Below are 25,088 nucleotides of genomic sequence, written 5' to 3' on the forward strand. Positions count from 1 at the left end.
GACCACTCCGAACGCCCCGGAGCCCGGCAAATCAGGGTGGTGTCAGGGTCGACGCCTGAGGCAGGTACGGCCCGATGTCCGCGAGCATGGTTGATATGACGAACCCGCCTGCCGCCGACGAGCCGGCCGCCGACGCCGCCGCGGAACGGGCCGCGGACGAGCCGAAGGCGGCCGACCGTGACACAGCCGCGCTCGCCTCCGGCGGCGCCGGTGACCACACCCTGGATCTTGACGCGCCCAGCTACGAGGCCGACTACCTGACGGCCGCCGAGACCGACCGGCTGGACGCGCAGCGCGAATACCCCGTGACGAAGCCGCTCGGAGCCGAGCCGCCCGCGAGCGCGCCACCGACCACGCACGCCACCGCCGGACCGGCCGCCCTAGAGCCGCCCGCCAGCGCGCCGCCGGCCGCGCAGGACGGCGAAGACGCCACGCACCGCCGGCCGCCTCAGCAGGACCCGCAGTCTCAGCAGGACCAAGCGAACCAGCAGCCCCCGCAGGACCAGCAGCCTCCGGGCGGGACGCCGCCGCCCGGCGGAACGTCATCCGGCGGACTGCCACCCTTCGGGGGAGCCGGGGCGACGTTCGTCCGCGCCAATCTCGTCCGCCCCCAGCAGGGCCGCTACGTCGCCGGCGTCTGCGCCGCGATCGGCCGCGCCACCAACACCGACCCGACGCTCTGGCGGGTGATCTTCGCCGTGCTGACGCTGGCCGGCGGGGTGAGCATCGTCGCGTACCTCGTCGGATGGCTCCTGCTGCCCGCCGAGGGCGACACCGGCTCGCCGCTGGAGGCGCTGCTGGGCCGCGGCAGGTCCAACACCTCGGCGCCGGTCGCGATCGTGATCGGTATCGCCGCGGTGCTGGCCTTCGTGCTGGTCATGTCGCGCAACGTCGGCGCCGCCATGGTCGGGCTGGCCGTGGTCATCGGGGTCGTCGCGCTGCTCGTCCGCGGGCAGGGCAGCGGTCAGCATACGGCGCCCGCGGGGCCGTACGTGCCGCCGCCGACCCCCTTCCCGCCGTCGGCTCCGCCGTTCCAGCCGCCGTTCCCGCCGTCCGCTCCGGCCGCCGGCCCAGCCGCGAATCCCTCGACGATGCAGTTCGGGGCGCCCGCCGACGCCCCGGTCACGGCGCCGCGGCCGCCGGTCGCGCCACCGCCGACCTTCGGCGCGCCACCGCCGTCACTGCCGCCCCTGCCGCCGCTCCCGCCCTTGCCGCCGGTCACGGCGCCGGGATACCGGCCGCCGTTCGCCCCGCACGGGCCGTTCAGCAGCAAGAGTCCGTATACGGCGTCGCTCGGCTACCCGCCGCCCGGCGTGCCGACCTCGCCGTACCCGGGGCTCGCGCCGGTGCCGCCCAAGCCACCGAAGCCGCCGAAGGAGCGGTCCAAGCTGGGCCGGCTGACGTTCTCGTTGATCTGCCTCGCGCTCGGGGTGCTGACGGTGCTCGAGGTGAGCGTCGTGAACTTCAAGGCCAGCACGTTCTTCGCGGTGCCGCTGGCGATCGTGGCACTCGGCCTGATCGTGGGAGCCTGGCTGGGCCGGGCGCGGGTGCTGATCCTGCTGGGTGCGCTGCTGAGCATCGCCCTGGCGATCGCGACCGCGTCGACCGCGAACGAAGGCCTTCGACCGAAGCGTGTGGCCAGCATCAACATCAGCCCGGCGGCGGTGGAGAAGCTGGACCGCTCGTACCGCACCGACCTCGGCGACATCAACGCCGACCTGTCGCGGCTCGACTTCACCGGGCACGACGAGGAGCTGAGCCTGCGGGTGGGCTACGGCAACCTTCGAGTCGTACTGCCGCCCAACGTCGACGTGACGATCGACGTACGGGTCGAAGGCGGCAACTGCCACATCTTCGGCGGCGCCTGCGGAGGCTTCAACCAGCGCCACGAGTTCATCGACAACGGCGCGGACGGGGTCGGCGGCGGCCGTCTCCACCTGGACCTCGACCTCGACTACGGCAATCTTGAGGTGATCCGATGAAGCCGCACCGCACCGACGGCGTCTCCCTGACCTTCGGCCTGATCTTCCTGGGCATCGTCATCGTCTGGCTGTTCAACCAAGCCGTTTCGGTACACCTGAACGCCGGCTGGATCGTCGCCGTCGGCCTGATCATCTTCGGCCTGCTCGGCCTGCTGGGAGCGCTCCGCTCCGACCGGTCCGAGAAGGGCGACAAGGTGCCGGCCGCCACACCGGTGAGCCCAGCTCAGAAGCGCGATTACGACTACGACCCGGACGACTTGGACTGACGACCGAATATGCTGGCCGGCGGGGTGCATCACCCCGCCGGCCGATACTTTGCGAGGAGTCTTTCCGAGATGACCCAGTTTCCCGTTGGCCGCCCGGTCCAGATCGGTGACCGCGCCGCCCGGGTTCTTGCCTCCGAGCTCGCCCGCCACAGCGGCCCCAAGACCGGCCTGCTGGTCGGCGCGGCCGCCGGTTCCGCCGCCCTGGCCGCCGCGATCGACGCGCTGCTGCCCGAAGACCGGCTGACCGTCGTCGCCTCCGGCGCCGGAGGCGCGGCCGCCCTACGCGAGCACGTGGAGCGGCAGGGCCGCTGGGTGGCCGAGCGCACCCGGGTGGCCGACTCCCTCGACGCCGCCGAGCCGGCCGACGTGGTGATCCACGCCGAGCCGCTCACCGGCGGCGCCGAGGAAGCGCGTGAGGTGCTCGGCACGCTGAGCAAGCTGGTCACCACCGGCGGCGTGCTCACGGTCGTCGTCCCGGCGACCCGCATGCCCAGCGGCGCGGCCGACGAGGTCGAGCGCCAGGCCGCCCTCTACGGCGTCGGCAGCGACCTGGTCCTGCGCAACGTGCCGCCGGTCCGCGTCCACCGGCTGCGCCACACCCCGGCCGACCACGCCTTGGCCGCCAATCTGCTGCCCGCCCTGCGGCCGTCGAGCGTTCCGCTGACCCGTGGCATGAACATCGACTCCAACGGCGTGGCCGCCGCGGGGATCGCGCTGGGCCTGGCCGCCCTGGCCAAGGCCGCCCGCCCGAAGTCCAAACTGTGGCTGGTGCCCGCGCTGGCCGCGGCTCCGGTGGCGGCGTTCTTCCGCGACCCGCAGCGCGAGGCCCCGGAAGACCCGAACGCCGTGGTGGCCGCCAGCGACGGCAAGGTCCTCGGCGTGGAGCGGATGCACGACCAGCGCTTCGGCGAGACGGAGTTCCTCCGGATCGCGGTCTTCCTGTCGGTGCTGGACGTGCACGTCAACCGCTCGCCCGTGGCCGGCAAGGTGGTCGACTACTTCGTGGAGGACGGCGGATACGCCGCGGCGATGAAGCCGGAGGCCGAGCACAACGTGGCCGCCTACACGCTGCTGGAGACGGCCCATGGCCCGGTCGTGGTGGTCCAGCGCACGGGCCTGATCGCCCGGCGGATCGTGCAGCGTGCCCCGGTCGGCTCGCTGCTCGCCAAGGGCGAGCGGTTCGGCCTGATCCGCTTCGGTTCGCGCACCGACGTCTATCTGCCGGCCGACAAGGCGATTCCGGCGGTGGCCCCGGGCGACCGCGTCGTCGGCGGCGAGACGGTGATCGCCACCTGGGTCTGATCGGCCCCGGCCGACAGAAGCGCCCCGGTCCTTCGCGCAAGGGCCGGGGCGCTTCTGTCGGTCGAGAGCGGCGCTAAGCGGGCTGGGTGCGCTGGCGGAGCCAGAGGACCGGGCCGCTGACCAGGTAGGCCAGGACGACCGCCACGAAGGTGATCCGGTAGTCCACCAGGGCGCCGATGACCGGCAGGACCAGGAGCCACGGCGGCAGCTTCGCCAGTCGGGCGAGCTTCGCATACGGGAAGCTGGACACCATGGCCAGGCCGAGCAGTGCCACGCCGGCGACCCGGACGACCGGGGGCATCTCGGGCGCGATCAGCGTGCCCAGGGCGAGCACCGCCGCACACATCGTGGTCGGCACACCGCAGAAGAAGCGGCCGTCCTTCGGCGACACGTTGAACCGGGCGAGGCGGATCGCGGCGCACGCGGCGACCAGGGCGCAGGCGGGCACCAGGACAAGACTCGGAGCGGAGCCGTTGAGCCAGGCGTAGACCACGACGGGCGCGGCCAGGCCGAACGAGCACATGTCGGCGAGCGAGTCCATCTGAGCGCCGAACGGGCTGGCCACGCCGAGGCGGCGGGCGAGGAAGCCGTCGAGGCCGTCGAAGACGACACACGCGATCAGCAGGCCGGCCGCCGCGCGGACGTCGCCGTGGTTGATCGCGATGAAGATCGCCGACAGGCCCAGCATGAGGCTGCTGATGGTGCAGGCGTTGACAAGCGCGAACCGGATACGCCGGGCGACCGTGCGCTCACCCGGTAGCAGCGGGATGCTGAGCGACTGCTCTTCCTCGGCCAGCGCCGGGGCGGACGCCGGCATGGCGGGGCTGACCGGCGCGACGGCGACGACGTCTCGTGACAGTCCGTCACGACGACGCATGCGAAGGCGCGGGAGACGGACCCGTCCGGAGCGGACGTCGGTCTCTGCGGGCGGAACGACCAGCGAGGTGGCTCCCGCGATATTGCCGTCACCGCGGCGCCCGGCCCGTCCGGCGAAGAGCACCTGGCGGGCCAGTGAACCGCTGCGCCGCAGCCGTCCTGCCCATTGCCGGCCCCCTCCCGGACGCGGGCTGTCCGTGGTGCGTCGTCGCTGCCAAGGTGCTCTCGGCACTGATCCTCCATGTAGGAACGGGGTTCCCACGGTATCAATCAGGGGGTTATTTGGCCCCCTGTATCCGTTTTCGCGAGACCATCTCGCGATCTACACCATCGCATATCAGGTCGCGGTTGGCGATGCCTCAGGCGGGAAACCGCCAAAGGAAGGCGAACATGAGGACTACTGAGCGTAGCCGAAAGTTGACCTTTCGTCCATTTTAGCGATCCTCGTCACTACGCCGTCACGGAGGCGTGACGGCCCACTGGACGACCTCCGTGGTGGGCAGTCCAGGCAATTCCTCGAGCGTGAACCACGCCGCGGTCGCGGTCGACCCGCCGGCCGCCTCCGTCACCGTGGGTGGCGACGGCACGGGCACCTCCACCCGGTACAGCGCCCGCACCGCGTGCCAGTTGATCGGGTGCCCCTCCGGCCCGATCGCACCGGGGCTCCGGCGGTGGGTCACGCCGAGCAGCCCCGTGATCTCACCCCGTTGCCCGGTCTCCTCGAACAGTTCACGGAGCAGCGCCTCCCCCGGCTGCTCGCCGATGTCCGTACCCCCACCGGGCAGGTGCCATCGTCCAGCGCCGGGGTATCCGCGGGCGATCTCGGTGAGCAGGACCCGCCCGCGGGGGTCGGTCGCGAACCCGTACGCGGCGAACCGCTGCCCCTTCGGCATGGCGCCGTCGCCCTCCACCGGCTCGGGGACGATCTCGGGCACCCCGTCGGCGGGCACCACGTCGAAGACGATCCGGTCCTCGTGCGACGCAGGGGTCACGATGGCACGCACGTCACGTACCGCCCGAACGGCCACCGACCGCCCTTGGAGCTCCGCGAAAAGCCGGACCACCGCGGACGCCGGGTTCTCACCGTGCCGGATCGGGCCACCGATCTCGGATGTCGAACCGGCCAACCGGCCGTAGGCGGTGATCACGCGCGCACGGGTCATGATCTCAGCGTAAGCCGACGCCGCGCAGGGCTTCCTCGGTGACCTCGGTCAATGGGAGTTCGTCCAGGTCCTCGGGGTCGAACCAGCGGGCCTCGGCGGTCGAGCCGCCGACGTCGCGGATGACCGGGCGACTGGAGCGAGCGACCTGGACGCGGTAGAACGCGCGGACACCGTGCCAGTCGATCGGATACCCCTCCGGGCCGAGCTGCGCCGCGTCACGGTGGCTGGCGACGCCGAGTAGCTCGACGATGCGGCCCTCCTGGCCGGTCTCCTCGACCAGCTCGCGGATGAGCGCGACACCCGGCTGCTCGCCGAAGTCGGTGCCGCCGCCGGGCAGGTGCCAGGAGCCACCACCCGGATACCCGTCGGCGATGCGCGTGAGCAGCACCCGGTTGCGCCGGTCGGTGCAGACCGCGTAGGCGGCGAACCGCTGCGCCCGGTGCAGGCCGTCGGGGCCGGGCACGGCGTAGAACGAGGGGACCTCGGGCACACCGTCGGGCCGGATGTCGGTGGCGGCGTCGGGCAGGCCGAGCGCGTCGGCGGTGAACCGGCGCAGCGGCAGTTTCTTCGCCTCCTCGACGGTCACCCATCGGGCGAGGTCGGTCGGCTGGCCGACGCGGTCGCGCAGCGCGCCGCCGCGCACCGTCACCTCGTAGATCAGCCGGTCGGTGTGAATCGTCAGGCTGCGCGCCGGCAGTGCCCGCATGTCGGCGAGCACGTCACGCAGTTTCACCACCGCGACGGACAGCCCGGTCTCGGCGGCAGTCTCGCGGACGACGGTGTCGACCGGGTTTTCACCGTGGTCGACCGCACCGCCGGGCAGCGACCAGACGCCGGGCGTGCCGGACTTCGCCGAGGCCCGCACCAGCAGGATGTCGTCGCCGTCGGCGCAGACACAGTAGGCCGCGATGCGCCGAAGCGGCTGGAGCGCAGGAGTCACGTCGGTAAATTGTCCGGCATTTGCCGGGCCTGGCAAGGGTGACCGCCGCCTGAAAGGTGATTCATTCCCATTCAATGGTGCCCGGCGGCTTGGACGTAACATCCACGACCACGCGGTTGATCTCCCGGACCTCGTTGGTTATCCGGGTCGAAATCTTGGCAATGAGCTCGTGCGGCAGGCGGGACCAGTCGGCCGTCATCGCGTCGTCGCTGGAGACCGGACGCAACACGATCGGGTGACCATACGTGCGGCCGTCCCCCTGGACACCGACGCTGCGGACATCGGCGAGCAGCACGACCGGGAACTGCCAGACGCTGCGGTCGAGGCCGGCGGCGGTCAGCTCCTCGCGGGCGATGAGGTCGGCCGCCCGCAGGATGGCGAGGCGCTCCTCGTCGACGGCGCCGATGATGCGGATCGACAGGCCAGGACCCGGGAACGGGTGGCGCATGACGATCTCCTCCGGCAGGCCGAGGGCCGCGCCGATCTGGCGGACCTCGTCCTTGAAGAGCGTCCGCAGCGGCTCGACGAGCTGGAACTTCAGGTCTTCGGGGAGGCCGCCGACGTTGTGGTGCGACTTGATGTTGGCGGTGCCCGTCCCGCCGCCGGACTCGACGACGTCCGGGTAGAGCGTGCCCTGCACGAGGAACTCGACGTGGTCCGCGGCCTCCAGCTCACGCGCTGCCTGCTCGAAGACCCGGATGAACTCCCGGCCGACGATCTTGCGCTTCTGCTCGGGGTCGGTCACGCCGGCCAGCGCGCCGAGGAACCGCCGCGACGCGTCGACCACCTTCAGCGTGATGCCGGTCGCCGCCACGTAGTCCTTCTCGACCTGCTCGGCCTCACCGGCGCGCAGCAGGCCGTGGTCGACGAACACGCAGGTGAGCTGGTCGCCGACGGCCTTCTGCACCAGGGCCGCGGCCACGGCCGAGTCGACACCGCCGGAGAGCGCGCAGAGCACGCGCTTGTTGCCGACGCGGGCCCGGATCGCCTCGACCTGCTCGTCGATGATGTTGTTGGACGTCCAGGTCGGCTCGATGCCGGCGACGTCGTAGAGGAACCGCTTGAGGATGTGCTGCCCGTGCACGGTGTGCGCCACCTCGGGGTGGAACTGCACGCCGGCCAGGCGGCGGTCGAGGTCCTCGAACGCGGCGACGGGAGCGCCCGGGGAGCCGGCGGTGACCGTGAAGCCGGCCGGGGCCGCGGTCACGCAGTCGCCGTGGCTCATCCAGACCGACTGCTCCTCTGGCAGGTCGCGCAGCAGGACGCCGCCGCTGCCGGTGACGCGCAACCGCGTGCCGCCGAACTCGCGCAGCCCGGTGTGGCTCGCCTCGCCCCGCAGGGCGACAGCCATCGCCTGGAAGCCGTAGCAGATGCCGAAGACCGGCACGCCGGCGCCGAACAGCGCCGGGTCGACCCGCGGTGCGCCGTCCTCGTAGACCGACGACGGGCCGCCGGACAAGATAATCGCCGCTGGGCGCTTGGCGAGCATCTCCGCGACCGGCATGGAGTGCGGGACGATCTCGGAGTAGACGTGGGCCTCGCGCACGCGGCGCGCGATCAACTGGGCATATTGGGCGCCGAAGTCGACGACGAGAACCGGCGGCGGCGTGGTCATGGGCACCAAGCCTAGTCGGCGCCCCCGGGTGACCTGCGTCTCAGGGCGGCCGGAGCCCCGTCCGGCACGGCGGGCGCCGCCGGCGCGACCGGTGGCACCGGGACATATGGCGCGCCCAGCGGCGGGCGGGGATCCGCCTCGCCGCGGTTCGGCCACATCGACATCGCCCGCTCGGCCTGGGCCGTGATCGTCAGCGACGGGTTGACGCCCAGGTTGGCCGAGACCGTCGCCCCATCGACGACGTGCAGGCCGGGATGGCCGAAGACGCGGTGGTACGGGTCGACGACCCCCTCGTCCGGCGACGCGCCGATCGCCGCGCCGCCCAGGATGTGCGCCGTCACCGGGATGTTGAACACCTCGGACCAGCTACCGCCCGGCATCCCGCCGATCTCCTCGGCCAGCAGGCGCACCGCCCGGTTGCCGGCCGGAATCCAGGCCGGGTTGGGCTCGCCGTGCCCCTGCGTCGTGGTGAGCCGGCGCCGGCCGGTCCACGAGCGGCGGTAGTGCACGTTCAGCGAGTTGTCCAGCGACTGCATCACCAGCGCGATGATGGTCTGGTGCGACCAGCGGCGCACCGAGAGCGCCCGCAGATGCTTGACCGGGTGCCGGAAGAACGCGCCGAACCAGCGCAGCGGCCGCCACGGGCCACCGTCGGTGAGCACCGTCTGGAGCAGGCCCATCGCGTTGGAGCCGGGACCGTAGCGGACCGGCTCGATGTGCGTGCTCGCGTCCGGGTGGAACGAGCTGGTGATCGCGACCCCGTCGGTGAAGTCGGCGTCCTTGCGCAGCGACCGGGCGCCGACGATCGACTCGGAGTTGGTCCGGGTCAGCGCGCCGAGCCGGCGGGAGAGGTTCGGCAGCACGCCGTCGGCCTTGAGCCGGTGCAGCAGACGCTGGGTGCCCAGCGCGCCCGCGGCGAAGACGACCTGGCCGGCCTCGAACGTCTGGCGCCGGCGGCGCCGGTCGGTGCCGCGCGTCTCGACGCGGTAGCCGGCGCCGCCGGGCCGAACCGCGGTGACCGTGGTCAGCGGGTACACGGTCACGCCGAGCCGCTCGGCGAGGTACAGGTAGTTCTTGACCAGGGTGTTCTTAGCCCCGACCCGGCAGCCGGTCATGCACGAGCCGCAGTGCTCGCAGCTCTGGCGCAGCGGGCCGGCGCCGCCGAAGTACGGGTCGACGCCCGAGGGGCCGAAGTAGACGCCCACCGGCGTCTGATGGAACGATCCGCCGACGCCCATCCGCTCGGCGACGGTGCGGATCGCCACGTCGGCGCGGGTCATCCCGCGGTACGTGATCATGCCGAGCATCCGCTCCGCCTGGTCGTAGAACGGCTCGAGCTCGGCCTTCCAGTCGGTGATGTCCCGCCACTGCGGGTCGTCGTAGAAGGGCTGCCACGGGCGGTACAGCGTGTTGGCGTAGACGAGCGAACCACCGCCCACGCCGGCGCCGGCCAGCACGAGGACGTTGCGCAGCAGCGTGATCCGCTGGATGCCGTAGCAGCCCAGCGCCGGCGCCCACAGGAAGCGTCCGGCGTCCCAGGACGTCTTGGGAAACTCGTCGTCGGCGAAGCGGCGGCCGGCCTCCAGCACCGCGACGGAGTATCCCTTCTCGGCCAGTCGCAAGGCGGCCACGCTGCCGCCGAAGCCGGAACCGACGACCACCACGTCGTATCGCACGGCCCCATAGTGACTCACGAGTAACTTGTGGGGAAGAGCTCACCGACATCGAAGCGCCTGCTTCATCACGCGGCCGTTCTGCGGCAAACTGAGGCATCATGGCGAGACTTCCCGGCGGGCTGGCCGTCTGGCGTGGTCGCCGGCTGCTGGGAAACAGCCCGGCGCCGCGCAGCTCGGGGCTGCTCCTCCCGGTGGGGGCCAGCCGCCATCCCGCGCTGCACTCGGTGGTGATCGAGGCGACGAAATACGCCGACGTGCCGCCGCCGGTCTCAGTGCGGCTCGACGGCGCCCCCGTCGTGCGCCACCACGACGGCGAGCTGGTCGTCGGCGTGCCGCTGATCTGGGGCCTCACCGCCGATCAGCTACGCGTCGTGCTGACCCACGAGCTGGCACTGCCCGCGTCCCGCCATCCCGACCTGGTTCGCGGCCTGCTCGACGCCCGGCTGCGCGAGCCGGGATCGGACAAGGCCGCGGCCCGGCACGCGAAGCTCCTGTCCGCCACGGCGTCCCTGCTCGCCGAGGCCGAGCAGGTGCGTGACGCGGCGGCGGTCACCGCGGCCGGCGGCGGGCTGTCCGCCGTCGAGGACGCCGCGCTCGCCCTGCTGCGGGCCGCCACGATCGCCGAGGTGTTCACCGCGTTCGCCGCCGCCGAGGGCACCCGCGTCGTCGACGGCTCCGCGGTGCGCATCGCCGACCTGCACGCGGGCTGGCGGCTGCGGCTGGAGCGCTGGGGCGCCCCCGCGCACGACCCGGCCGGGGTATGCGCCGCGCTGCCGGACCGGCATCCGGGGCTGGCCGCGGAGCTGCGCGCGCTGGACCCGGGACCGCTGGTGACCCTGCCGCCCGAGGCACCGGGGCTGGACGAGCTGTCCGCGGACGAGGAGCGGGCCCTCGCGGAGGCGGTACTCCCCGACGAAGCACCATGGACCCGCTTCGCCGACCTGCCCGTCGACGTGTACCTGATCGAGGTGGAACATCAGGCCCGCGGCTACGTCGAGGCGGTGCACGCCGTCCTCGGCCGGGCGCCGGACAACCGCGACGAGCTCGCCGGCACGCTGCTGCGCCGGCCCGTCGACGTGGAGCGGGCCCGGCGGGGGCTGGACCCGGTCACCGAGGACGACGCCCAACCGCCCGCCTGGATGGGCGCGGCCCTGCTGGCCGTCGTGGTGGAGTACACACTGCTGCGGAAGGGCTGGCGGCGCGAGCACCCGCTGCTCGCCCGGCGGCTGATCGGACCCGACGGCGAGCTGCTCGACCTCAACGAGCTGGTCCGCCGCCCCGAGGAACTGCGGCACCACCTCGGCGCGACGCCTACAGCGTGACGGTCGGCGTCGTGGCCAGCTCGGCCGGGTGGACCACCAGGTATCCGTTGGGCATGTACTGCTCGACGATGCCGGCGGCGAGCCGGTTGTAGCCGTTGCCGTCGAACCGGACACCGTTCCACGGCATGATCGTCTGCGTGGCCGGCAGCGACATCTGCTGCACCGCGCCGCGCACCGACTGCGGCGTGAATTCGGTGACCTGGTCCATCGCCAGCGCGAGCACCATCGTCGCGGTGAACGCCGCCGCGGCGACGTCGGTCAGCTTGGCTTGGAACGCCTGCTCGTACATGCCGCTGACCACCTGCGCGATCGGGTTGCGTCCGGCGAACTCGCTGGACCAACCGGCGGCCCGCAACGCCTGCGAACCGTTGCCGTTCTTGAGCGCGTCGAAGGCGCCGACCGCCGGGCCGAGCGCGATGACCGGTGCGGTGCCCTTGAGCGCGGTGGCCAGTTCGTTGGCGGCGGCCGCCTCGGCGGGGCTGGTGACGACGGCGAGGACGGCGTCGCCCTTCACGACCTTGCCGTCGGACTGGCCCGCGTTCGGCCCGGAGAGCGGCAGCACCTTGTCCTTGCCCGCCACCTCGTAGCCGGCGGCCAGGCTCAGATCCTCGATCGAGTTCCTCAGGAGGTTGACCTCCTGGCCGAGCGCGCCGGTCGGCGTCCCGGCGGCGGTGACGATCCGCTTGAACTGCGTCGGGGTGTCCCGCTCCCGGAACAGCAGGCCGAGCGCGGTGGCGACCATCTGCTGGTCGCTCGGCTGAATGCGGAAGTGTGCGGTGCGGTTGAGCTGCGCGAACGTGTCCGAGGTGCTCAGCGCGTCGACGAGGGAGACGCCGATCAGATCGGTCTCGCGCCCGGCGGGCGAGGCGACGTCGATGGTGTCGGCGAGCACCAGCCCGACCGCGCCCTCGGAGACCAGCCGGGAGGCCTCCTTCTCGACCTTCTCCGGCGCGCTCTCGGTGTTGCCGACGATGAGCGTGAGCTTGGTGCCGTTGCGCAGGCCGGCGCCCGGACCGAGCGGCAGCGGCAGCCGCAGGCCCTCGAAGTCCTGGTTGACCAGCTCGACCGCCAGCTTGGCGCCCAGCGTGGCCTGCTGACCCAGAGCGGCGTTGGCGCCGCTCGTCGGCACCAGCAGCCCGATGGCGATCGTCGGCGGCACCTTGGGCGCCGGGTGCTTGCCACCCGTGCAGGCGGCCATGAGCAACGCCGACGCCAGCACCAGGGCGGTCACTGCGGGCCTGCGGCCCCGGGTGAGCACGGCGTCGGACTCCTTGCGGCGCGCGGGTGGTCGGTCGGCCGTATCCTTCCCCTCCGGTCAAGGCGGAGCAACCCCGGCGTCGAGCATCAAGTATTGTGACCTGCGCCACAGTGATGCGGTTGGTTACCGGTCTCAACCCTGGTTTGATAGGGCCGCACGCTGCTCCGGCGGCGTGCTGACGCATGCGAAAGGTGTGAGGGGTGCAGACCTTCGCTTCGCCGCCTTCCACGAGGGCTCCCGCCGTCGTGATGAAGGTGAACAGCCACCGTCGCCGGCGGCCCGGGGAGCCGCAGCGACGCAGCGCATCGCTCTTTCGGGTGCGCGACTGGCGTGTGCCGACGAAGCTCGCGGCGGTCCTCGTGCTGCCCGCCGTCGCCTTCCTCGTCATCGCCGGGGTGCAGATCAACGCCTCCGTCCAGGACGCATCGAAGCTGGACCAGTTCGCCCAGGGCGTCAAGGTCGGCCGCCAGCTCACCGATCTCATCCACCAGTTGCAGCTCGAAAGGGACCGAACGGCCGGCGTGCTCGCCAAGTCGACCGCCGCCGCGCCGGGCGGCTCGACTTCGAACAGTCAGGAACTGGCCGTCGACTACGCGCAGACCGACGCGGCCCTCGCCGCGTTCTCCAAGGCTGCCCGCCCGCTGGCACAGAACCCGATGTTCGGCCAGACGCAGGACCGTGTCACCGCCGACTTCCAGGATCTGGCCCTGGTCCGGGAGGGCGTGAAGTCGCGCTGGTTGCGTGAAGAGGCCGTGTTCGACCTCTACTCGACCACCATCCAGCACCTGTTCGACCTGGTCCCCGACCGTCCCGACATCGGCGGCGACTCGCAGTCGGTCGGCGAGATCTCCTCACTGCTGGACCTCGCCGAGGCCAAGGAGCTGAAGGACCAGCTACGCGGCCGGATCTTCGCCGCCACCAGCGCCGGCAAGTTCTCCCCCGACGACTTCGAGACGTTCTCGGAGATCCAGGCCCGCCAGGTCGCCGCCGTCGAGAGGTTCCGCTCGTCCGCCAGCCCGCGGCACCTCGCCCTCTACGACCGCAACCTCCGCCAGTCGGCGGTCTCCGCCGTCGCCCGCCTCCAGCAGCAGATCATCGCCCGCGCGCAGGGCGCCGCGGTCGGCGTGACGCCCGAGGAGTGGTGGCTGGCGAGCACCAGCGAGCTCGAGTACATCCGCACCATCGAGATGGAGCTGCTCGAAGACGCCATCGAGGGCGCGGCGCAGCGAAGCACCGACGAGCGCAACGCCGCGTTCCTCGCGACCTCGGCCATCGTCCTCGTCATGCTCCTCGCGCTGCTGCTCTCCTGGCTCATCGGCCGGTCGATGGCCCGCTCGCTGCGGCAGTTGCGCGCCCAGGCCCTCGACGTGGCCCAGCACCGGTTGCCCGAGGCCATCCAACGGCTGCGGACGCTCCCCCGCGGTGAGACCGTCACGGTCGACACGACGACGCGGGTGCGGTCGTCCGACGAGATCGGTGAGGTGGCGGACGCGTTCACCGCCGTACATCGCAGCGCGGTCAGCCTGGCCGTCGAGCAGGCGGTCATGCGGCGCAACGTCAACTCGATGTTCGTCAACCTGGCCCGCCGGTCGCAGACCCTGGTCGAACGCCAGCTCCAGTTGCTCGACCAGCTCGAGTCGGCGGAGACCGACCCCGACCAGCTCGCCAACCTGTTCCGCCTCGACCACCTCGCGACGCGCATGCGCCGCAACGACGAAAACCTGCTCGTCCTCGCCGGCAGTGAGGCCACGCGCCGGTGGGCGCAGCCGGTCTCCCTGTCCGCGGTCACCCTCGCCGCGATGGCGGAGATCGAGCAGTACGCCCGGATTCGGCACGACGTGTCCAACGACGTCCACATCGTCGGGCACGCTGTCGCCGACGTCGTGCACCTGCTCGCCGAGCTGCTGGAAAACGCGACCACGTTCTCCCCGCCGGACACGGTCGTCACCGTCTCCGGCTGGCCCGGCCAGGGCACCAAGGACGCGACGATCGTCATCGAGGACAAGGGCATCGGGATGACCGAGGCCGGCCTCGTCGACGCCAACGAACGCGTCTCCACCCCGATCGCCATCGACGTCGCGGCGTCGGAGCGGATGGGTCTGGTGGTGGTCGGCCACCTCGCGGACCGGCACGGGGTCCACGTGCACCTCACCGCCACCGACGAGGGGGTCACCGCATTCGTGACCCTGCCGGCGAAGCTGCTCGCGGCCCCGCCGGAGGACGCCGGCCTCTACGGCGGCGCCGGCAACCGGCTGTCCGGGCCCGGCCGGCTACCGATCGCGGTGGAGGACATCGCGCGGCCGCCGCTGCCGTCGGCGCCGTCGGCGGCAGGTTCACCGACGCCGGTCGCGCCGGCGCTGCCGGGGCGGCCCGTTCCGGCGGGTGCCGAGACCGACGAGCCTCGTCCGGCGGCGGATGTACCGGCCGTGGCCGCACCCCCGCTGCCCGGCGTCCCCGTGGTGACGACGACATGGCCGGTGGCCTCGTCGGCGCACGCCTCCCCGGACCGGCCCCTGTCCGACGCACCGGCCTCCGCACAGCCCGTCTCCGGCACCCTCGCGTCGGCACAGCCCGTCTCGGGCGCGCCCGCATCCGCGCGGCCCGTCTCCGCGGCGCCGCTGTCGGCTGTACCCGTCTCCGCGGAGCCCGTCTCCGCGGCGCCGGTGTCGGCTGTACCCGTGTCCGCGGCACCCGTCTCCGCGGCTCCTGCCGCTTCGGCCCCGGTGGCCGGGGCGCCGAATCCGGAGGATCGGAGCCCGGGTGCGTCGGTGCCGGATACTCCGGTGTCGGGCGCGCCGGCGTCCGGACCACCCGGGCAACGATCGGCGAACGGCGGTCCGGCCACCGCCGCCCGGCGCGGTCCGAACCGCGCCGAGGACATCATCGGTGCGGCCACACGGGGCAACGCTGTCCCGGCGAGCAAGGGCACCCGCTGGTGGTCGCGCGGCGGTGCCGGTGACGCACCCGCGGCGGCGCCGGTGATCCCCACACAACGCACGCCGGTGACCGCCGGCACCAGCGGCGCCGGCCTGCCCATCCGGGTTCCGCTGGCGCAGTTGCCGGGCGACGACACCGGACCGGCTCCCGCCCCCGACGTCACGCAGCCACTTACGATCAGCCAACACACAGAGCCGGACCCGGCGAGCGTCAGCAACATGCTCACCCGGTTCTACAGCGGCGTGCACCGGGCCGCGAACGAGGACGAGGTGCCCACGGTGCCGATCAACGATCATCGAGGGAGCACGGCGTGACCCTGAGCCAACAAGCACGGGACCTGAGCTGGTTGATCAACGCGTTCACCGAGCGGGTGCCCGGTATCGCGCATGCGGTGGTGGTCTCGTCGGACGGCCTGCTCGTGGCCGTCTCCGACCACCTGCCGCGAGACAGTGCCGACCAACTGGCCGCGGTCACGTCCGGCCTGGTGAGCGTCACCAGCGGCGCCGCGCGCATCTTCGACGGCGACGAGGTGAAGCAGACCGTCGTCGAGATGGGCCAGGGCTACTTCCTCGTCATGTCGATCCGCGACGGCTCCATCCTGGCGGTGCTGGCCGGCCGCGACGCCGACATCGGCGTCGTCGGCTACGAGATGGCCCGCCTGGCCAAGCAGACGGGCGAGATGCTGACGCCGGCCCTGCGCGCCGAGCTCCAACAGGCCCTTCCACGCTGAGTATCCGCTGGCCGTGCTGGGCCGGTGCCCGGCCCGGCGCACCTGCGGACGATCGTCCGCGATAGGGTCCGGGCCGTGATCGACGAGGATGGTTACTTCGGGGAGCGGGTCGCGGCGCAATACGACGAGTCGTCGGCGGACGTGTCCGATCCGGCGGTCGTGGACCCGATCGTCAACGCGCTGGCGGACCTCGCCTGCGGCGGTCGGGTGCTCGAGCTGGGCATCGGCACCGGCCGGATCGCGCTGCCGCTGGCGGCCCGCGGCGTCCAGGTGCACGGCATCGACCTCTCCCGGGCGATGGTGTCCCGGCTGCGCGCCAAGCCGGGCGGCGAATCGATCGGCGTGACGATCGGCGACTTCGCGACGGCGCGGGTGGACGGCGGGTTCTCGCTGGCCTACATCGTGTTCAACACGATCATGAATCTGACGACGCAGGAAGCCCAGGTGGCGTGCTTCCGCAACGTCGCGGCGCACCTCCAGCCGGGCGGCCGGTTCGTCGTGGAGGTCATGGTGCCCGACCTGCGCCGGCTCCCTCCCGGCCAGGACGTCGTGCCGTTTCACGTCAGCCCGACCCGGTGGGCGTACGACCATTACGACATCGCGACCCAGACGATGACGTCGAACTACGTCGAGGTGGTGAACGGGCGGGGTGGGTACCGTTCGATCCCGTTCCGCTACGTCTGGCCCGCCGAGCTGGACCTGATGGCGCAACTGGCCGGCCTCCAGATACGGCACCGCTGGTCGGGTTGGACGGGCGAGCCGTTCACGAACGAGAGCGCCCAGCACGTCTCGGTGTGGGAAAAGCCGGTGCTGACCGACCTCAACTGACCCCCGGCTCGGCAGCGCGGAGAACGCCGCGGCCCGGGCTGTGAACGTGTCACGAGGCCCGGGCCGGCGCGGCAAGCGCTAGCGGTCGAGGATCAGGCCGACCTTCTGGAACTCCTTCAGGTCTCGGTAGCCGCACTTGGCCATCGCCCGGCGGAGGCCGCCGAACAGGTTGAGCGCGCCGTCCGGGTCCTCCGACGGGCCGTAGAGCACCTTCTCCAGCGATCCCAGCGACGGCTCGGCCGCGCCGAAGGAGCCGCGCGGGAGCTTCGGGTGACTGGCGGCCGAGTGCCACCAGGCGCCGCCGGCCGGGGCCGAGTCGCTGCGGGACAGCGGCTCGCCGACCATGACCGCGTCGGCGCCGCAGCCCAGGGCCTTGGCGATGTCGCCCGAGGTCTGGATGTTGCCGTCGGCGATGATGTGCACGTAACGGCCGCCGGTCTCGTCCAGGTAGTCGCGACGGGCGTCGGCGGCGTCGGCGATCGCCGTGGCCATCGGGACGCGGATGCCGAGGACGCGGTCGGTGGTCGACCACTCGTCGGCCCCGATACCGACGATGACGCCGGCCGCGCCGGTGCGCATGAGGTGCAGCGCCGTCTGGTAGTTGGTGCAGCCGCCGACGATGACCGGCAGGTCGAGGTCGGCGATGAACTCCTTGAGATTGAGCGGCTCGTCCGTCGTCGAGACGTGCTCGGCGGAGACCAGCGTGCCCTGGATGACCAGGATGTCGACGCCCGCGTCGAGGATGACCGGGGCCAGGGCCAGTGTGTGCTGCGGGGAGACGCGCACGGCGACGGTGACACCGCCGTCCCGGATCTCCTTGACCCGCTCGCCGATGAGCTCGGGCTTGATCGGCTCCGCGTAGACCTCCTGGAGCCGCGCGGTGGCCGGGCCGTCCTCGTCCAGGCCGGCGAGCTCCTCCAGGATCTTGGCCGGGTCGGCGTAGCGCGTCCAGAGTCCTTCGACGTTGAGCACGCCGAGGCCGCCGTGCCGGCCGAGGGCCACGGCCGTCGCGGGACTCATCGTGGCGTCGGACGGGTGCGCGACGCAGGGGATCTTGAAGGGGTACGCGTCGAGCTGCCAGCCGGTCGACACGTCGTCGACGTCGCGCGTGCGACGCGTCGGGACGATCGCGATCTCGTCCAGGTGGTAGCCACGCCGGGCGCTCTTGCCATGCCCGATCTCGACCACGTCACGCATGTTGGCTCCTAGCCGCTTGGGTGTTCCTACCGCGAGTGGTAGTTGGGTGCCTCGACGGTCATCTGGATGTCGTGCGGGTGGCTCTCCTTGAGACCCGCCGCGGTGATCCGGATGAGCTGGCCCCGTTCGTGCATGTCCGCGATCGTGCCGGCGCCGACGAAACCCATGCCGGAGCGCAGACCGCCGACGAGCTGATGGGCGACCGCCGAAAGCGGGCCCCGGTAGGGTACCTGGCCCTCGATGCCCTCCGGCACCAGCTTGTCGTCGGAGAGCACGTCGTCCTGGAAATACCGGTCCTTGGAGTACGACCGGGCCTGCCCGCGCGACTGCATGGCGCCGAGCGAACCCATCCCGCGGTACGACTTGTACTGCTTGCCGTTGATGAAGATCAGGTCGCCGGGGCTCTCCTCGCAGCCGGCCAGCAGGCTGCCCAGCATGACGGTGTCGGCACCGGCCACGATGCCCTTGGCGATGTCGCCGGAATACTGCACACCGCCGTCCGCGATCACCGGGACACCGAGCGGGCGGCAGGCACGGGCGGCCTCCATGATCGCGGTGATCTGGGGCACGCCGACGCCGGCGACGACACGGGTGGTGCAGATCGAGCCGGGGCCCACGCCGACCTTGACCGCGTCGGCGCCCGCCGCGGCGAGAGCCTTGGCGCCCGCGAACGTGGCCACGTTGCCGCCGACGACGTCGACCGCGGTCTCCTTCTTCAGTCGGGTGACCATGTCGACGACCTGCCGGTTGTGCCCGTGCGCGGTGTCGACCATCACGATGTCGAGCCCGGCGTCGATCAGCGTGCGGGCGCGCTTGTAGGCGTCCTCACCCACACCGACGGCGGCGGCGACGCGCAGCCGGCCGGCCTCGTCCTTGGTGGCGTGCGGGAACTTCTCGCTCTTCGAGAAGTCCTTCACGGTGATGAGACCGCGCAGCTTGCCGGAGTCGTCGACGATCGGCAGCTTCTCGACCTTGTGCTTGCGCAGCAGCGCGAGCGCCTCGTCCTTGCTGACCCCGACCGGGGCGGTGATCAGGGGCGCGACGGTCATGATGTCGCGCACGCGCGTGTTCGGGTCGGAGACGAAGCGCATGTCGCGGTTGGTCACGATGCCCACCAGCATCCCGTCGGGGTCGACAACGGGGACGCCGGAGATCCGGTACCGCCCGCACAGCGCGTCGACCTCGCCGAGCGTGTCGTCGGGGGCGCAGGTGATCGGGTTGGTGAGCATGCCGGCCTCGGACCGTTTCACCAGGTCGACCTGCTGTGCCTGGTCCTCGATCGACAGGTTGCGGTGCAGGACTCCGATGCCACCCTGCCGGGCCATGGCGATCGCCATCCGCGCCTCCGTCACCGTGTCCATCGCGCTGGACACGAGCGGTATCCGCAGGGTGATGTTGCGGGTGATGCGGCTCGAGGTGTCCACAGCGCTGGGCACGACGTCCGATTCGCCCGGAAGCAGCAAGACGTCGTCGAAGGTCAGGCCCAGAGGCAGCACGTCAGGTCGCGGCGAGAATTCCATGAAGCGCATCCCAGCTCTCGGTCGTCCGGCGGGTGCGTCTCATCGTACTTCCGCCGGGGCGGTGCACCCTTTCCGCCATGGCGAAGCCGTGCCCGACCCCACACCGGGGGCGTTTGGGGCTACCGTTGAGGCGTGCACGAAGAGCCCATCGACCCGTTCGCCGGCGATCCGGCCGACCCCTCGGCCGATCTCGACGACAACGGTGCCGACGACCCGTTGACCGCCGCTGAGCGCCAGGACGTTCTCGAGGACCTCGCGGACCTCGAGATCTACCAGGCGCTGCTCACGGCGATCGGGGTGCGCGGGCTCGTCATCGAGTGTGAGGACTGCCACGAGCCGCACTATTTCGACTGGGACCTGCTCCGGGGAAACCTGAAGCACCTGCTCACGTCCGGTCGTCCGCGCGTCCATGAGCCCGCCTTCGACCCCGACCCCGACCATTACGTCACATGGGAGTACGCGCGGGGTTACGCTGACGGTGTCCACGACGCACTGGCGAGTGCGACGGACGACAACGACGGCTGATCTCGCCCTCGTTTAGGGTCGCCATGGTCGGGGTATCGACGCGGCATGCCCCGGAGTGCTAGCTCACCAGCCCGGCGCGGAACGCCGCCGCGACCGCGTGTGCCCGATCACGCGCTCCGAGCTTCCGGAACAGCCGGCGAGCGTGCGTCTTGACAGTGTCCTCGGAGACAAACAGCTCACGGCCGATCTCGGCGTTGCTCTTCCCGTCCGCCATGCCGCGCAGGACCTGGAGCTCGCGCTCGGTCAGCTCGACGCGGCGGCGCGGCGGCTCACCCGGCACGTCACCCCGTTGCTGCGGCACCCCGGCCCCGGCGATCCGCGCGGGCGCGGCCGTCCTGGCGGCGCCGTTGAGCCCGCGGCCGTTCACCGGCAGCACGCCGTTCGCCCCCGCCTGCACGGGTGTGCCGACCCTCACGGGCAGCATCGGCTCACCGTTGGTACGGACCTGGCTGAGCACCAGCAGGACCGCCTTCGCCAGCGTGGTCACCGGGTCCGCCGTATCGACACGGATCACCGCGCGGGCGCCGGCCGCGATCGCGGCAGCGGCCGCCCGCGGCTCCTCCGTGCCGAAGAAGACCACCGTCGCGCCGGGCGCCACCGCCAGGACACGGCGGGAGAACTCCGCACTGTCCGGCCGCGCCAGCGTCGGGTCCGCCAGCACCAGGTCAGCCGGCAGCTCGCTGAGCCGCGCCAGTGCCTCGACCATCGTGACGGCGGTCCGCACCGCGTGCGCCACTCCGAGCCTCGCCGCGGCAGCGGCGACCGTCTGTGCCGCGACCTGCGTCCGCACACACACCAAAACCGTACGCACCGTCGTGCTCCTCTCTCTCAAAGAGAGAAACACGAAATGGCGAGATCTAGACGTGGTTTCGCCGCGATTGGCCTACGAGAAATTGACCGACGGCATGCCGTCACCTGCGGCGGTCTCGCGCGTTGTACAGAAGTTGTGCGACGCGCGAATTCCAGGCCGCATGCCTGGAAGGAGGAGCGAATGACCAATGTGACTCGACTGCCCGGACCGATCGCGGACATCTGGGACTGGCAGCGGCTCGGTCTGTGCCGGGGACGGGACAGCGCGCAGTTCTTCCATCCCGACGGCGAGCGCGGTGCGTCCCGCGGCCGGCGCGAGGCCGCCGCGAAGAGCGTGTGCCGCGCGTGCCCGGTGCGGGCCGAGTGTGCCGCACAGGCCCTGGCCACGCGTGAGCCGTACGGGGTGTGGGGCGGTTTCACCGAGGGCGAGCGGCTGCGGCTGCTGGCGCTCGGCTGGGAGGACTCGGCCGACCGGCGGCGCAGCCGGGTCGACGTGTCCCGGCTGGAGGCGAAGCTCGGGCTCCGGCCGTCGCCCATGTCGACCCCGACCGCCGTCGCGCAGCAGCCGTTGCGCTCCGTGCGCGCCGGGTCCACGCACCCGGCCCCCGGTGTGCCGGCGCAGCGCCGCCCGTCGACGGTGGCGGGGAATCCGAGGTCACGCACAGCCGCCCGCTGATTCGTCCGCTCCCCGGTTTCGGGCGCCGATCCCGATTTCTCGGCACCTCGGGGTCGTCGCCCGTATTGGTCGATCTGGAAGTCCCGGACCGTTCGGCGTTACCATTCCGACCGGATCCGACCGGATCCGACCGGATCCGACCGGATCGGTGTGGATCGGTGCGGATCGGTTACTTGACGTCGACCTCGATCGTGTGCCAGCCGGTCGCGCCGTCGGGGTCGGGCGGGGTCCGGGAGTTCGTCTGGGTCTCCCCGCCGTTGTCGGTGGCCCGGACGCTGATGCTGTGTGTGCCCGGCGTGGCGTCCCAGGTCAGCGTCCACTGCCGCCAGGTGTCGATCGACGGCACGGCGAGCAGCTCGGCCGTCCGCCACGGGTCGTTGTCGATCTGCACCTCGACCTTCGAGATGCCGCGCCGCTGGGCCCACGCCACCCCGGCGATCGTGAACCGGCCGGCAGACAGATCGGCGAACGGCCTGGGCGCGTCGATCCGGGACTGGGTCTTGACCGGGCCCTGCCGCGCCCAGCCGCGCTTGATCCAGTACGCGTCGAAGTCGGCGAACGACGTGAGCTCGAGTTCGGCGAGCCACTTCGTCGCGGAGACGTAGCCGTAGAGGCCCGGGACCACCATCCGCACCGGGAAGCCGTGCTCGATCGGCAGCGGCTCGCCGTTCATCGCGATCGCCAGCATCGCGTCGCGCCCGTCGCGCAGCACGGACGTCGGGGTGCCCGCCGTGAAGCCGTCGACCGAGCGGCTCACGACCTGGTCGGCGCCGGGCTTCGGGCGGACCTCGTCCAGCAGGTCGGCGATGCGGACGCCCTGCCACCTGGCGTTGCCGACGAGGCCGCCGCCCACGTCGTTCGAGACGCAGGCCAGCGTGATGTACCGCTCGATCATCGGCCGCTTGAGCAGGTCCTCGTAGCTGAGGGTCAGCTCCTTCTCGACCCGGCCGTGGATCCGCAGGGTCCACTCGGCGGGCGACACCTGCGGCACGACCAACGCCGTGTCGATCAGGTAGAAGTCCTTGTTCGGCGTGACGAACGGGGCCAGGCCCGGCACGCCGGCGTCGACGTCCGGCGGGAGCGTCGCGGCCGGCTCCCCGATCGAGGGCAGGCGCACGGCGTCACGCTCGGCCCGCACCCCGCGGCGGGTCGACCACCAACGGCTCGCGAACCCGATGACCGCCGCGGCCGCGAGGGTGCCACCGGCGGCGCGCAGGAACCGGCGACGCTGCTCGAAGGTGTATCCGCTCTCGGTCGCCGGCAGGCGCAACAGCCACCCCAGGACCGCCGCGGCGACCAAGGCACCGGCGAGGGTCGGCACGAACGCGTACCACGGGGCGTTGTGGCGGGTGGCCGCCGCGGCGATGCCGATGGCCGCGAAGACCCCGATGCCGGCGAACCCGACCGCTGAGCGCCGCGTCGCGACCGCGCCGATCACGGCGGCGAACCCGGCGAGCAGCACGACCGTCCCGATCAGGAGGGCAAGCTTGTCGTACGTGTAGAAGACGTCGACGGCGAAGTTCTTGACCTCGGCGGGCACGGAGTCGACGATCACCCCGCCGACGGCGACCAGCGGTGCGGTGGTGGCCCCGGTCAGGATCGCCACCCCTTCGGCAACACCGACGGCCGCGGCCGCGGCCGCGATCCCGGCGAGTGCGCCGTACCTTCGACTCTTCACGCGTCAAGCATGCGGCGGTCCGCCCGACGGCACCAAGACCGGTAATCGATCCCTAGTCTTTGCGGCGAGCGTACGAAGAGGGAGCCCCTCGTGGGGCTCCCTCTCGTGGTTCGGGTCGGAACTAGAAGCCCGGGCCGTGCGAGTGGCCGTGACCGTGGCCGTGACCCGCGGCGGCCGGCTCCGGGGCGACCGGCTTGTCGACGATCAGGCTCTCGGTCGTCAGCAGCAGGGCCGCGATCGACGTGGCGTTGGAGACCGCGCTGTGGGTCACCTTCACCGGGTCGACGATGCCGGACTTGACCAGGTCGACGTACTCGCCGGTCGCGGCGTCCAGGCCGTGGCCGAAGTCGAGGCCGCCGACCTTGCCGACCACGACGTAACCGTCGAAGCCCGCGTTTTGCGCGATCCACCGCAGCGGCTCGACGAGTGCCTTGCGCACGATCGAGACGCCGACCTTCTCGTCGCCGGTCAGGCCCAGGTCGCCGTCGAGGGCGGAACGCACCTGCGTCAGCGCGGCGCCACCGCCGGGAACGATGCCCTCCTCGACCGCCGCCCGCGTCGCCGAGATCGCGTCCTCGATGCGGTGCTTGCGCTCCTTCATCTCGATCTCGGTCGCGGCGCCGACCTTGATGACAGCGACGCCACCGGCGAGCTTGGCGACGCGCTCGTTGAGCTTCTCCTTGTCCCAGTCGGAGTCGGAGGCCTCGATCTCCTTGCGGAGTTGCTCGACACGCGCCTCGACCTCGGTCCGGTCGCCGCCGCCGTCGACGATCGTGGTGAGGTCCTTGGTCACCACGACACGACGGGCGGTGCCGAGCTGCTCGAGCCCGACACCCTCGAGCTTGTAGCCCAGCTCGGGGGCGACCAGCTCGGCGCCGGTCAGGATCGCCATGTCCTGCAGCATCGCCTTGCGGCGGTCACCGAAGCCGGGCGCCTTGACCGCGACGATCTTGAACGTCTTGCGGATCGCGTTGACGACCAGGGTCGACAGCGCCTGCCCCTCGACGTCCTCGGCGATGATCAGCAGCGCCTTGTTCTCCTGGACGATCTTCTCCAGAAGCGGCAGCAACTCCTCGACGGCGGCGATCTTCTGCGTCGTGATGAGAACATAGGTGTCCTCGAGGACCGCCTCCTGCGCCTCCGCGTCGGTCACGAAGTGCGGGGAGATGAAGCCCTTGTCGAACTGCATGCCCTCGGTGACCTCGAGCTCGGTCGTGAGGGTCGAGCCTTCCTCGACCGTGATGACGCCGTCACGGCCGACGCGGTCCATCGCCGAGGCGATCAGCTCGCCGATGGCGGCGTCCTGCGCCGAAACCGTCGCGACCTGCGCGATCTCGGTGTGGCTGGCGACCGGGGTCGCCTTGTCCTTGAGCGCCTGCACGACGGCGGCCGCGGCCTGGTCGATGCCACGCTTGATGCCGGCCGGGTTGGCGCCGGCCGCGACGTTGCGCAGGCCTTCCTTCACGAGCGCCTGGGCCAGGACGGTGGCGGTCGTGGTGCCGTCGCCGGCGACGTCGTTGGTCTTGGTCGCGACCTCTTTGACGAGTTGGGCGCCGAGGTTCTCATAGGGGTTGGCGAGCTCGATCTCCTTGGCGATCGTCACGCCGTCGTTGGTGATGGTCGGTGCACCGAACTTCTTGTCCAGGACGACGTTGCGACCCCGCGGGCCGAGCGTGACCTTGACCGTGTCGGCCAGGTGGTTGACGCCGTGCTCCAGCAGGTGGCGCGCCTCGTCGGAGAAGCTCAGGATCTTCGCCATGCTTGTGATGTCCCTTCAAAGCGACACC

Annotated in this window: 19 protein-coding genes and 1 pseudogene; 9 read left to right on the forward strand and 11 right to left on the reverse strand. The window is 71.7% G+C overall.

All coding sequences use genetic code 11. The features are described 5' to 3' along the window. Positions 1-95 precede the first annotated feature (95 nt). The 3 genes from Drose_RS34000 to Drose_RS34010 all read left to right on the forward strand — a co-directional run bounded on the left by Drose_RS34000 (position 96) and on the right by Drose_RS34010 (position 3,550). Positions 96-1,982: a PspC domain-containing protein gene (locus Drose_RS34000; RefSeq protein WP_260725339.1), complete on the forward strand. Its 1,887-nt coding sequence runs from the start codon at positions 96-98 to the stop codon at positions 1,980-1,982. Further along, positions 1,979-2,248 (forward strand): hypothetical protein, encoded by a 270-nt coding sequence (locus Drose_RS34005; RefSeq protein ID WP_260725340.1) that lies wholly within the window; start codon positions 1,979-1,981, stop codon positions 2,246-2,248. Before Drose_RS34000 ends, Drose_RS34005 begins: the two co-directional genes overlap by 4 nt. Positions 2,249-2,317: 69 nt before the next feature. Then, complete coding sequence (locus Drose_RS34010) at positions 2,318-3,550, forward strand: phosphatidylserine decarboxylase (protein WP_260725341.1); 1,233 nt, start codon at positions 2,318-2,320, stop codon at positions 3,548-3,550. Positions 3,551-3,623: 73 nt separating this feature from the next. Here Drose_RS34010 and Drose_RS34015 read toward each other — a convergent pair whose 3' ends face one another. The 5 genes from Drose_RS34015 to Drose_RS34035 all read right to left on the reverse strand — a co-directional run bounded on the left by Drose_RS34015 (position 3,624) and on the right by Drose_RS34035 (position 9,820). Next, positions 3,624-4,580, reverse strand: coding sequence for a CDP-alcohol phosphatidyltransferase family protein (locus tag Drose_RS34015; protein WP_260729915.1), 957 nt, complete (start codon positions 4,578-4,580; stop codon positions 3,624-3,626). A gap of 304 nt (positions 4,581-4,884) precedes the next feature. Next, positions 4,885-5,589: an NUDIX hydrolase gene (locus tag Drose_RS34020; protein WP_260725342.1), complete on the reverse strand. Its 705-nt coding sequence runs from the start codon at positions 5,587-5,589 to the stop codon at positions 4,885-4,887. Between the two features lie 4 nt (positions 5,590-5,593). After that, on the reverse strand, positions 5,594-6,529 hold the full coding sequence (locus Drose_RS34025; protein ID WP_260725343.1) for an NUDIX domain-containing protein: 936 nt from the start codon (positions 6,527-6,529) through the stop codon (positions 5,594-5,596). Between the two features lie 61 nt (positions 6,530-6,590). Next, entirely contained in the window at positions 6,591-8,144 is a 1,554-nt protein-coding gene (guaA, locus tag Drose_RS34030) for a glutamine-hydrolyzing GMP synthase (RefSeq protein ID WP_260725344.1), read from the reverse strand. An 11-nt stretch (positions 8,145-8,155) separates the two neighbouring features. Beyond that, positions 8,156-9,820, reverse strand: a complete 1,665-nt coding sequence (locus tag Drose_RS34035; RefSeq protein ID WP_260725345.1) for a GMC family oxidoreductase — start codon at positions 9,818-9,820, stop codon at positions 8,156-8,158. 98 nt (positions 9,821-9,918) lie between these two features. Here Drose_RS34035 and Drose_RS34040 point away from each other — a divergent pair, with 98 nt between their 5' ends. Further along, a complete protein-coding gene (locus tag Drose_RS34040) occupies positions 9,919-11,142 on the forward strand; it encodes a M48 family metalloprotease (RefSeq protein WP_260725346.1) in 1,224 nt (407 codons plus the stop codon). On the opposite strand, the gene Drose_RS34045 is transcribed toward Drose_RS34040, so the two are convergent. After that, on the reverse strand, positions 11,132-12,400 hold the full coding sequence (locus tag Drose_RS34045) for an ABC transporter substrate-binding protein (RefSeq protein WP_260725347.1): 1,269 nt from the start codon (positions 12,398-12,400) through the stop codon (positions 11,132-11,134). The two genes, Drose_RS34040 and Drose_RS34045, sit on opposite strands and share 11 nt — an antisense overlap. A gap of 317 nt (positions 12,401-12,717) precedes the next feature. On the opposite strand from Drose_RS34045, the gene Drose_RS34050 reads away from it, so the two are divergent. From Drose_RS34050 to Drose_RS34060, 3 genes are all read left to right on the forward strand, one after another. After that, positions 12,718-15,651, forward strand: coding sequence for a sensor histidine kinase (locus tag Drose_RS34050; RefSeq protein WP_260725348.1), 2,934 nt, complete (start codon positions 12,718-12,720; stop codon positions 15,649-15,651). Beyond that, on the forward strand, positions 15,648-16,067 hold the full coding sequence (locus Drose_RS34055; protein WP_260725349.1) for a roadblock/LC7 domain-containing protein: 420 nt from the start codon (positions 15,648-15,650) through the stop codon (positions 16,065-16,067). Before Drose_RS34050 ends, Drose_RS34055 begins: the two co-directional genes overlap by 4 nt. Positions 16,068-16,142: 75 nt before the next feature. Then, the gene (locus Drose_RS34060) at positions 16,143-16,895 is read left to right on the forward strand and encodes a class I SAM-dependent DNA methyltransferase (protein ID WP_260725350.1); all 753 of its coding nucleotides are present in this window, start codon (positions 16,143-16,145) and stop codon (positions 16,893-16,895) included. 78 nt (positions 16,896-16,973) lie between these two features. Here the strand turns inward: Drose_RS34060 and Drose_RS34065 are convergent, their stop codons facing one another. Continuing rightward, positions 16,974-18,092 (reverse strand): GuaB3 family IMP dehydrogenase-related protein, encoded by a 1,119-nt coding sequence (locus Drose_RS34065; protein WP_260725351.1) that lies wholly within the window; start codon positions 18,090-18,092, stop codon positions 16,974-16,976. Positions 18,093-18,118: 26 nt separating this feature from the next. Beyond that, positions 18,119-19,621, reverse strand: a complete 1,503-nt coding sequence (gene guaB, locus Drose_RS34070) for an IMP dehydrogenase (RefSeq protein ID WP_390891266.1) — start codon at positions 19,619-19,621, stop codon at positions 18,119-18,121. A 123-nt stretch (positions 19,622-19,744) separates the two neighbouring features. On the opposite strand from guaB, the gene Drose_RS34075 reads away from it, so the two are divergent. Beyond that, positions 19,745-20,137: a DUF5319 domain-containing protein gene (locus Drose_RS34075; protein ID WP_259859758.1), complete on the forward strand. Its 393-nt coding sequence runs from the start codon at positions 19,745-19,747 to the stop codon at positions 20,135-20,137. A 58-nt stretch (positions 20,138-20,195) separates the two neighbouring features. On the opposite strand, the gene Drose_RS34080 is transcribed toward Drose_RS34075, so the two are convergent. Next, positions 20,196-20,948 carry a helix-turn-helix domain-containing protein gene (locus Drose_RS34080; RefSeq protein WP_260725353.1) on the reverse strand — a complete coding sequence of 251 codons (753 nt, stop codon included), beginning with the start codon at positions 20,946-20,948 and terminating at the stop codon, positions 20,196-20,198. A 180-nt stretch (positions 20,949-21,128) separates the two neighbouring features. On the opposite strand from Drose_RS34080, the pseudogene Drose_RS34085 reads away from it, so the two are divergent. Beyond that, a pseudogene (locus Drose_RS34085) lies at positions 21,129-21,494 on the forward strand (WhiB family transcriptional regulator); the annotation flags it as partial. 298 nt (positions 21,495-21,792) lie between these two features. Here the strand turns inward: Drose_RS34085 and Drose_RS34090 are convergent. Together Drose_RS34090 and groL are read right to left on the reverse strand one after the other, a co-directional pair. Then, positions 21,793-23,301, reverse strand: coding sequence for a molybdopterin-dependent oxidoreductase (locus tag Drose_RS34090; protein ID WP_260725354.1), 1,509 nt, complete (start codon positions 23,299-23,301; stop codon positions 21,793-21,795). Positions 23,302-23,422: 121 nt separating this feature from the next. Further along, positions 23,423-25,060 (reverse strand): chaperonin GroEL, encoded by a 1,638-nt coding sequence (gene groL, locus Drose_RS34095; RefSeq protein ID WP_260725355.1) that lies wholly within the window; start codon positions 25,058-25,060, stop codon positions 23,423-23,425. Positions 25,061-25,088: the final 28 nt, after the last annotated feature.

Source organism: Dactylosporangium roseum (assembly GCF_025264685.1).
Lineage (GTDB): Bacteria > Actinomycetota > Actinomycetes > Mycobacteriales > Micromonosporaceae > Dactylosporangium > Dactylosporangium roseum.

Coding starts and splice junctions, on each gene's coding strand:
- Drose_RS34000 (WP_260725339.1), top strand. CDS start 96: ATGACGAACCCGCCTGCCGCCGACGAGCCGGCCGCCGACGCCGCCGCG.
- Drose_RS34005 (WP_260725340.1), top strand. CDS start 1,979: ATGAAGCCGCACCGCACCGACGGCGTCTCCCTGACCTTCGGCCTGATC.
- Drose_RS34010 (WP_260725341.1), top strand. CDS start 2,318: ATGACCCAGTTTCCCGTTGGCCGCCCGGTCCAGATCGGTGACCGCGCC.
- Drose_RS34020 (WP_260725342.1), bottom strand. CDS start 5,589: ATGACCCGTGCGCGCGTGATCACCGCCTACGGCCGGTTGGCCGGTTCG.
- guaA (WP_260725344.1), bottom strand. CDS start 8,144: ATGACCACGCCGCCGCCGGTTCTCGTCGTCGACTTCGGCGCCCAATAT.
- Drose_RS34040 (WP_260725346.1), top strand. CDS start 9,919: ATGGCGAGACTTCCCGGCGGGCTGGCCGTCTGGCGTGGTCGCCGGCTG.
- Drose_RS34065 (WP_260725351.1), bottom strand. CDS start 18,092: ATGCGTGACGTGGTCGAGATCGGGCATGGCAAGAGCGCCCGGCGTGGC.
- guaB (WP_390891266.1), bottom strand. CDS start 19,621: ATGCGCTTCATGGAATTCTCGCCGCGACCTGACGTGCTGCCTCTGGGC.
- groL (WP_260725355.1), bottom strand. CDS start 25,060: ATGGCGAAGATCCTGAGCTTCTCCGACGAGGCGCGCCACCTGCTGGAG.